This window comes from Mesorhizobium sp. M7D.F.Ca.US.004.03.1.1 (assembly GCF_003998635.1).
Classification (GTDB): Bacteria; Pseudomonadota; Alphaproteobacteria; order Rhizobiales; family Rhizobiaceae; genus Mesorhizobium; species Mesorhizobium loti.
Map to the genome: position 1 here is coordinate 1 of NZ_RZQG01000292.1, position 6,485 is coordinate 6,485.

The 6,485-nt window shown below is 64.1% G+C and carries 5 protein-coding genes; 4 read left to right on the forward strand and 1 reads right to left on the reverse strand.

Annotated features, from left to right (window positions below):
* Nucleotides 1-384 (forward strand): S1 RNA-binding domain-containing protein (locus EN935_RS17515; protein WP_127373471.1); only part of this gene is annotated, 384 nt, incomplete at its 5' end.
* Here the strand turns inward: EN935_RS17515 and EN935_RS17520 are convergent.
* Nucleotides 385-1,296 (reverse strand): LysR family transcriptional regulator, encoded by a 912-nt coding sequence (locus EN935_RS17520; protein ID WP_127263724.1) that lies wholly within the window; start codon nt 1,294-1,296, stop codon nt 385-387.
* 150 nt (nt 1,297-1,446) lie between these two features.
* On the opposite strand from EN935_RS17520, the gene EN935_RS17525 reads away from it, so the two are divergent.
* The 3 genes from EN935_RS17525 to EN935_RS17535 form a co-directional block, all read left to right on the forward strand.
* On the forward strand, nt 1,447-2,643 hold the full coding sequence (locus tag EN935_RS17525) for an acyl-CoA dehydrogenase (protein WP_109659451.1): 1,197 nt from the start codon (nt 1,447-1,449) through the stop codon (nt 2,641-2,643).
* Between the two features lie 250 nt (nt 2,644-2,893).
* On the forward strand, nt 2,894-6,253 hold the full coding sequence (locus EN935_RS17530) for a transglutaminase family protein (protein ID WP_127373472.1): 3,360 nt from the start codon (nt 2,894-2,896) through the stop codon (nt 6,251-6,253).
* A gap of 6 nt (nt 6,254-6,259) precedes the next feature.
* On the forward strand, nt 6,260-6,485 hold a 226-nt coding region (locus tag EN935_RS17535; protein WP_164771176.1), incomplete at its 3' end, for a hypothetical protein.

A 6,485-nucleotide genomic window follows, 5' to 3' on the forward strand; every position in this document is an offset into this window, starting at 1 on the left:
GGTGCCTTCCAGCAGCATGCCGGGCTTCAGATCCTTGATGTCGTCGATGCCGTCGGCGCCTTCGTCGATATCGGCGTCCATCAGGACGGGCTGGTGCATGTCTCGCAACTGGCCGATCGCTTCATCAAGGATGCGCATGAGGTGGTCAAGGCCGGCGACGTGGTCAAGGTGCGCGTCGTCGACGTCGACATCAAGCGCAAGCGCATAGCGCTTTCCATGCGCAAGGATGGCGGCGAAGGCGGCGCATCGAAGGGCGGCGGGCCGCGCGACAATGGTGGCGACAGGCCAGTGCCACGCTCGTCGGCGCCACAGCGCCAGCCGGAACGGCCGGCGCAGCAAGGCGCGTTCGGTGCGGCGCTGGCAGATGCGCTGAAGCGGAAGTAGCTACCACGCCAGAACAGCCGGCTCCTTCTCAACCTGGCCCAGCAGCCAATCGCGAAAGCTGGCGACCGGCGGATGGCCGCGCTTGTCGTGCGGGACGACGAGATAATAGGCGCTGCGGCTCTGCATGGGCTGGCCGGGCGCGGGCACCAACTGGCCGCGCTGCAATTCTCCCGCGATGAGAATCAACGGCAGCAGCGCGACGCCGAGCCCGGCCATGCAAGCCTGGGCGGCGGTGCCGAACTGCTCGAACTGCATGCCCGGCCCAGTCGGCGCGCTGAGGCCCTGATGCTCGAACCATTCAGTCCAGGCGCCAGGGCGCGTCGCCATGTGCAGCAGCGGCAGGCGGCCGATATCGGCCGGTGTGGCGATGGCGCGGCCGGCGAGGAATTCGGGCGACACCACCGGCGCCACCGTTTCGCGCACCAGCAGTGTCGAGTCGGCCTCCGGCCAGTCCGGCAGGCCATAGTGGATGGCGGCGTCCAGCCGCTCCCTGGTGAAGTCGAAGCGGCCGACACGGGTGACGAAGTTGATGGTGATGTCAGGATTGTTTTCGACGAAATCGGGGATCATCGGCATCAGCCAGCGCGTGCCGAAGGTCGGCAATATGGCAAGGTTCAGGATGCCGCTATGCCGATTGCTCATCAATCCAAGGGCTGCGTCACGCAGTTGGCCAAGCGCTGACCGCACCGCTTCGGCATAGATTTCGCCTGGTGTCGACAGCCTGACATTGCGGCTGTCGCGTTCGAACAGTCGGCGGCCGAACTGATCTTCCAGCAATCTGATCTGCCGGCTAACGGCGCCCTGGGTCAGATCCAGCTCTTGGGCGGCGGCGGTGAAACTGCCCAGGCGGGCCACCGCCTCGAAGGCGGCAAGGGCGCTGATGTTGGGCAAAAGGCGGCGCTGGACACTCATGATCCATTCCTAACGCTCATTGATCGGTGAAGCAATTTCGTTTGATTTTTTCAGGGCGCAGGCCGATAAGCCGGGCCAAGATTTTGCTTCATGCATGTCATCCCAAACCGCTTACACTTTTGGGCGACATACACTGGTTGGGAGAACGCCATGGCCGCCGACAAGAATGCATTCGTCTGGGAAGACCCGTTCCTGATCGAGGACCAGCTTTCGGAAGACGAGCGCATGGTTCGCGACGGCGCGGCGGCCTTTGCCGCCGACAAGCTGGCGCCGCGGATCGAGGACGCCTATCTCAACGAGACCTTCGACACCGCGATCTTCCGCGAAATGGGCGAGGCCGGTCTGCTCGGCATCAACATCCCCGAGGAATTCGGCGGGCTCGGCGCCAATTATGTGACCTATGGGCTGGTCGCGCGGGAAGTCGAACGTGTCGACTCGGGCTATCGCTCGATGATGTCAGTGCAGTCGTCGCTGGTGATGTATCCGATCTACGCCTACGGCTCGGACGAGCAGCGTAAGAAGTACCTGCCCAAGCTCGCCAGTGGCGAGTGGATTGGCTGTTTCGGCCTGACCGAGCCGGATGCCGGCTCCGACCCGGGTGGTATGAAGACGCGCGCCGAGAAGACCGCCAACGGCTACAGGCTCTCCGGCTCGAAGATGTGGATTTCCAACGCGCCGGTCGCCGATGTGTTCGTCGTCTGGGCGAAGTTGAAGGGCGAAAACGGCAAGGACGAGATCCGTGGCTTCGTGCTGGAAAAGGGCATGAAAGGGCTTTCGGCGCCGAAGATCGGTGGCAAGCTGTCGCTGCGGGCTTCCATCACCGGCGAAGTGGTGATGGAAGGCGTCGAGGTCGGCGAGGATGCGCTGCTGCCCAACGCCAAGGGCCTCGGCGGACCGTTCGGCTGCCTCAACCGGGCCCGCTACGGCATTTCCTGGGGCTCGATGGGTGCGGCGGAAGATTGCTGGCATCGTGCCCGCCAGTATGGCCTCGACCGCAAACAGTTCGGCAAGCCGCTGGCCGGCACGCAGCTTTACCAGAAGAAGCTCGCCGACATGCAGACCGAGATTGCGCTCGCGCTGCAGGCATCCTTGCGCGTCGGGCGGTTGCTGGATGAAGGCAAGATGGCGCCGGAAATGATCTCGATCGTCAAGCGCAACAATTGCGGCAAGGCGCTCGACATCGCCCGCCAGGCCCGCGACATGCATGGCGGCAACGGCATCCAGATCGGCTACCACGTGATGCGCCATGCGCAGAACCTGGAGACGGTCAACACCTATGAGGGCACGCATGACGTGCACGCGCTGATCCTGGGACGGGCGCAGACTGGCATCCAGGCGTTCTTCTAAGCTGTGTCGATATTCAGGTGAGGCCGGCCTGCAAACGGTGGCTTCCTGCGCTTCCGGTGCTCACGTACGAAAAGTACGCTCCGCTCCGGTTCTCGGAAGCCACCATTTTCGACTCGGCCTGAGCTGAATCTCAACACACCTTAAGCCGGCAACCGTTGCTTAATTAGGTGCACCGCAACATCTCTGCTTGGAGAATGGCCGCCAGATGTGTCAGGGTTCGGCGGATTGAAACGCCGACTTCCGGGGCACCATGGCAATTCTGGCAGCCGTCTATCACCTGACCCACTACAAATACGATCGGCCGGTGGTTCTCGGCCCCCAGATCATCAGGCTGCAGCCGGCGCCGCATTCCCGCACCAAGGTGCTGAGCCATTCGCTCAAGGTCGAGCCGGCGAACCATTTCGTCAATCTGCAGCAGGACCCCTACGGCAACTTCCTTGCCCGTTTTGTCTTTCCGGAGCCGGTGACCGAGCTGAAGATCGAGGTCGACCTCGTTGCCGACATGACGGTCTACAATCCGTTCGATTTCTTCGTCGAGCCGTCGGCCGAGGCGTTTCCGTTCGAGTATCCGGAAGAAATACGCGACGATCTCGCCATCTATCGCACCCCGGAACCGGCCGGACCGCTGCTGTCGACCCTGCTGAAGACCATTGACCGCAGCGCTGCCAATACCGTCAATTTCCTGGTCGACCTCAATGCCCGGCTGCAGCGCGAGATCGCCTATATCGTGCGCATGGAAACCGGTGTGTTCTCGCCGGAGGAAACACTGGCTGCCGCCAAGGGATCGTGCCGGGATTCGAGCTGGCTGCTGGTGCAGATCCTGCGCAATCTCGGTATCGCCGCGCGCTTCGTCTCCGGCTACCTGATCCAGCTCAAGCCCGACCTCGCCGCGCTCGACGGCCCGCCGGGAACCGCGGTGGATTTCACCGACCTGCACGCCTGGTGCGAGGTCTATCTTCCCGGAGCCGGCTGGATCGGCTTCGATCCGACATCGGGTCTGCTCACCGGCGAAAGCCATGTGCCGCTGGCAGCGACGCCGCATTTTCGCAATGCTGCTCCGATTTCCGGCATGGCGAGCTTCGCCAATGTCGAATTCGGCTTCGAGATGCGAGTCGATCGCATCGCTGAACATCCGCGCATCACCAAGCCATTCTCGGATGAAAGTTGGCAGGCGCTCGACGCGCTCGGCAACAAGGTGGATGCCGCGCTTGCGGCCGGCGATGTGCGGCTGACCATGGGCGGCGAGCCGACCTTCGTGTCGATCGACGATTTCGAGTCGGCCGAATGGAACACCGCCGCCGTCGGCCCGACCAAGCGCGAAAAGGCTGATGAACTGATCCGAAAACTGCGTGAGCGCTTTGCGCCGGGAGGCTTTCTCCACTACGGCCAGGGCAAATGGTATCCGGGCGAAAGCCTGCCGCGCTGGACCTTCTCGCTCTACTGGCGCGCCGATGGCCAGCCGGTGTGGAGCGACCCGTCGCTGATCGCCCGCGAAAAGAGCGAGGCTGATATCGGCCCGAAACAGGCCGAAAGCCTGCTGACCGCGATTGCCGGTGAACTCGGCATCGACAAGACCATGGTCAGCGAAGCCTATGAGGATCCGGCCGAGTGGCTGCTCAAGGAAGGCAAGCTGCCGGACAATGTTGATCCCTCTAACTCCAAGCTGGAGGACCCCGAAGAACGCAGCCGCATGGCAAAAGTCTTCGAACGCGGGCTGACCAAACCGTCCGGCTATGTGCTTCCCGTCCAGCGCTGGAACAGCCAGGCGTCGGGGCCGCGCTGGCGCTCGGAAAAATGGAAGACGCGGCGCGGCCGGCTGTTCCTGGTGCCCGGGGATTCACCGGTCGGCTACCGCTTGCCACTCGGCACGTTGCCCTATGTACCGCCGGAGCAGTTTCCTTACATCGTGCCGGTCGATCCGTCGCTGCCACGCGGCCCGCTGCCCGCGCGCGAAGCCATACTGCCCTCCGCTGCTCCGGCCGAACTGGAAGGCGCCGATGAGATGGCGCGCCGCCAGCAGGCGGTGTCCTTCACGGCGGCGACCGGCCAACAGGACCGGGTCGAGCAGGAGATCACCGAGATCGGCGGCGCGGTGCGCACCGCACTTTCGGTCGAGCCGCGTGATGGGCGGCTGTGCGTGTTCATGCCGCCGGTCGAGGCGCTGGAAGACTATTTGGAATTGGTTGCGGCGGCCGAGAACGCGGCAAAGGCGATCGGTCTTCCCGTGCATATCGAGGGCTATGGCCCGCCGCACGATCCACGTCTCAACGTCATCCGCGTGGCGCCCGACCCCGGCGTCATCGAGGTCAACATCCATCCGGCGTCCAACTGGCAGGATTGCGTTGCGACGACGACGGCGATCTACGAGGAGGCGCGGCAGACGCGGCTTGGCGCCGACAAGTTCATGATCGATGGCCGTCACACCGGCACCGGCGGCGGCAACCATGTCGTGGTCGGCGGCGCGACGCCCAATGACAGTCCGTTCCTGCGCCGGCCGGACCTGTTGAAGAGCCTGGTGCTGCAATGGCAGCGGCGTCCCTCGCTGTCCTACCTGTTCTCGGGCCTGTTCATCGGCCCAACCAGCCAGGCGCCGCGCTTCGACGAGGCGCGTCACGATTCGCTCTACGAACTCGAGATCGCGATGGCGCAGGTGCCGCATCCGGACCAGGGCGCGGCACCCTTGCCCTGGTTGGTCGACCGGCTGTTCCGCAATTTGTTGACCGACGTCACCGGGAATACGCACCGTTCGGAAATCTGCATCGACAAGCTGTTCTCGCCGGACGGACTGACCGGCCGGCTGGGGTTGGTCGAGTTCCGCGGCTTCGAGATGCCGCCCAACGCGCGCATGAGCCTCGCGCAGCAACTGCTTGTTAGGGCGATCATTGCCCGCGCGTGGAAGAGCCCGCTCGACGGCCGCTTCGTGCGCTGGGGCACGTCGCTGCACGACCGCTTCATGCTGCCGCATTACGTATGGGCCGATTTCCTCGACGTGCTCGACGACCTCAAGCTCAACGGCTTCGAATTCAGGCCCGAATGGTTCGATGCCCAGCTCGAATTCCGCTTCCCGTTCTGCGGCGAGGTTCAACACGCTGGCATCAAGCTGGAACTGCGGCAGGCGCTCGAACCCTGGCATGTCATGGGCGAGCAAGGCGCGATCGGCGGCACCGTGCGCTTCGTCGATTCCTCGGTCGAACGGCTGCAGGTCAAGACTGAAGGGCTGAACCCGGAGCGCCATGCGGTCGTCTGCAACGGCCGTGTCGTGCCGATGAAGGCGACGGACAACCGCGAAGTGGCGGTGGCGGGCGTCCGCTTCAAGGCCTGGCAACCGGCATCGGGCCTGCATCCGGCGCTGCCGGTCAACACGCCGCTGGTGTTCGATATCTATGACCGCTGGTCGGGCCGTGCGGTCGGCGGCTGCGTCTACCATGTCGCTCATCCCGGCGGGCGCAATTACGATACCTTTCCGGTCAATGGCAACGAGGCGGAAGCTCGGCGGCTCGCCCGCTTCGAACCGCGCGGCCATACGCCATCCGCCTATGTGATCCATGAGGAACAACCGGCGGAAGATTTCCCGATGACCCTTGACCTTCGGCGGCCGGCAAGACTCTGATCAGCGATGGCAAAGGGGAATCACAAGAGGGTACGCGGCAAGCCGCAGATCCACAGCCTGCTGGAGCACTACCAGCCGATCGACGGCGTCGTCGACGAGATGGTCGATGCGTCAGGCAATCCCCGCCCGGTCTGGAAGCACTTCATCGAAGCGCTCGACGAGCTGGGGCCTGAGAAACTCGGCCAGCGTTTCGCCCGCGCCGACCAGTATCTGCGCGACGCCGGCGTCTACT

What these genes read in the sequence shown, in the direction of transcription:
- EN935_RS17520 (WP_127263724.1), bottom strand. Translation starts at nt 1,296, where the DNA reads ATGAGTGTCCAGCGCCGCCTTTTGCCCAACATCAGCGCCCTTGCCGCC.
- EN935_RS17525 (WP_109659451.1), top strand. Translation starts at nt 1,447, where the DNA reads ATGGCCGCCGACAAGAATGCATTCGTCTGGGAAGACCCGTTCCTGATC.
- EN935_RS17530 (WP_127373472.1), top strand. Translation starts at nt 2,894, where the DNA reads ATGGCAATTCTGGCAGCCGTCTATCACCTGACCCACTACAAATACGAT.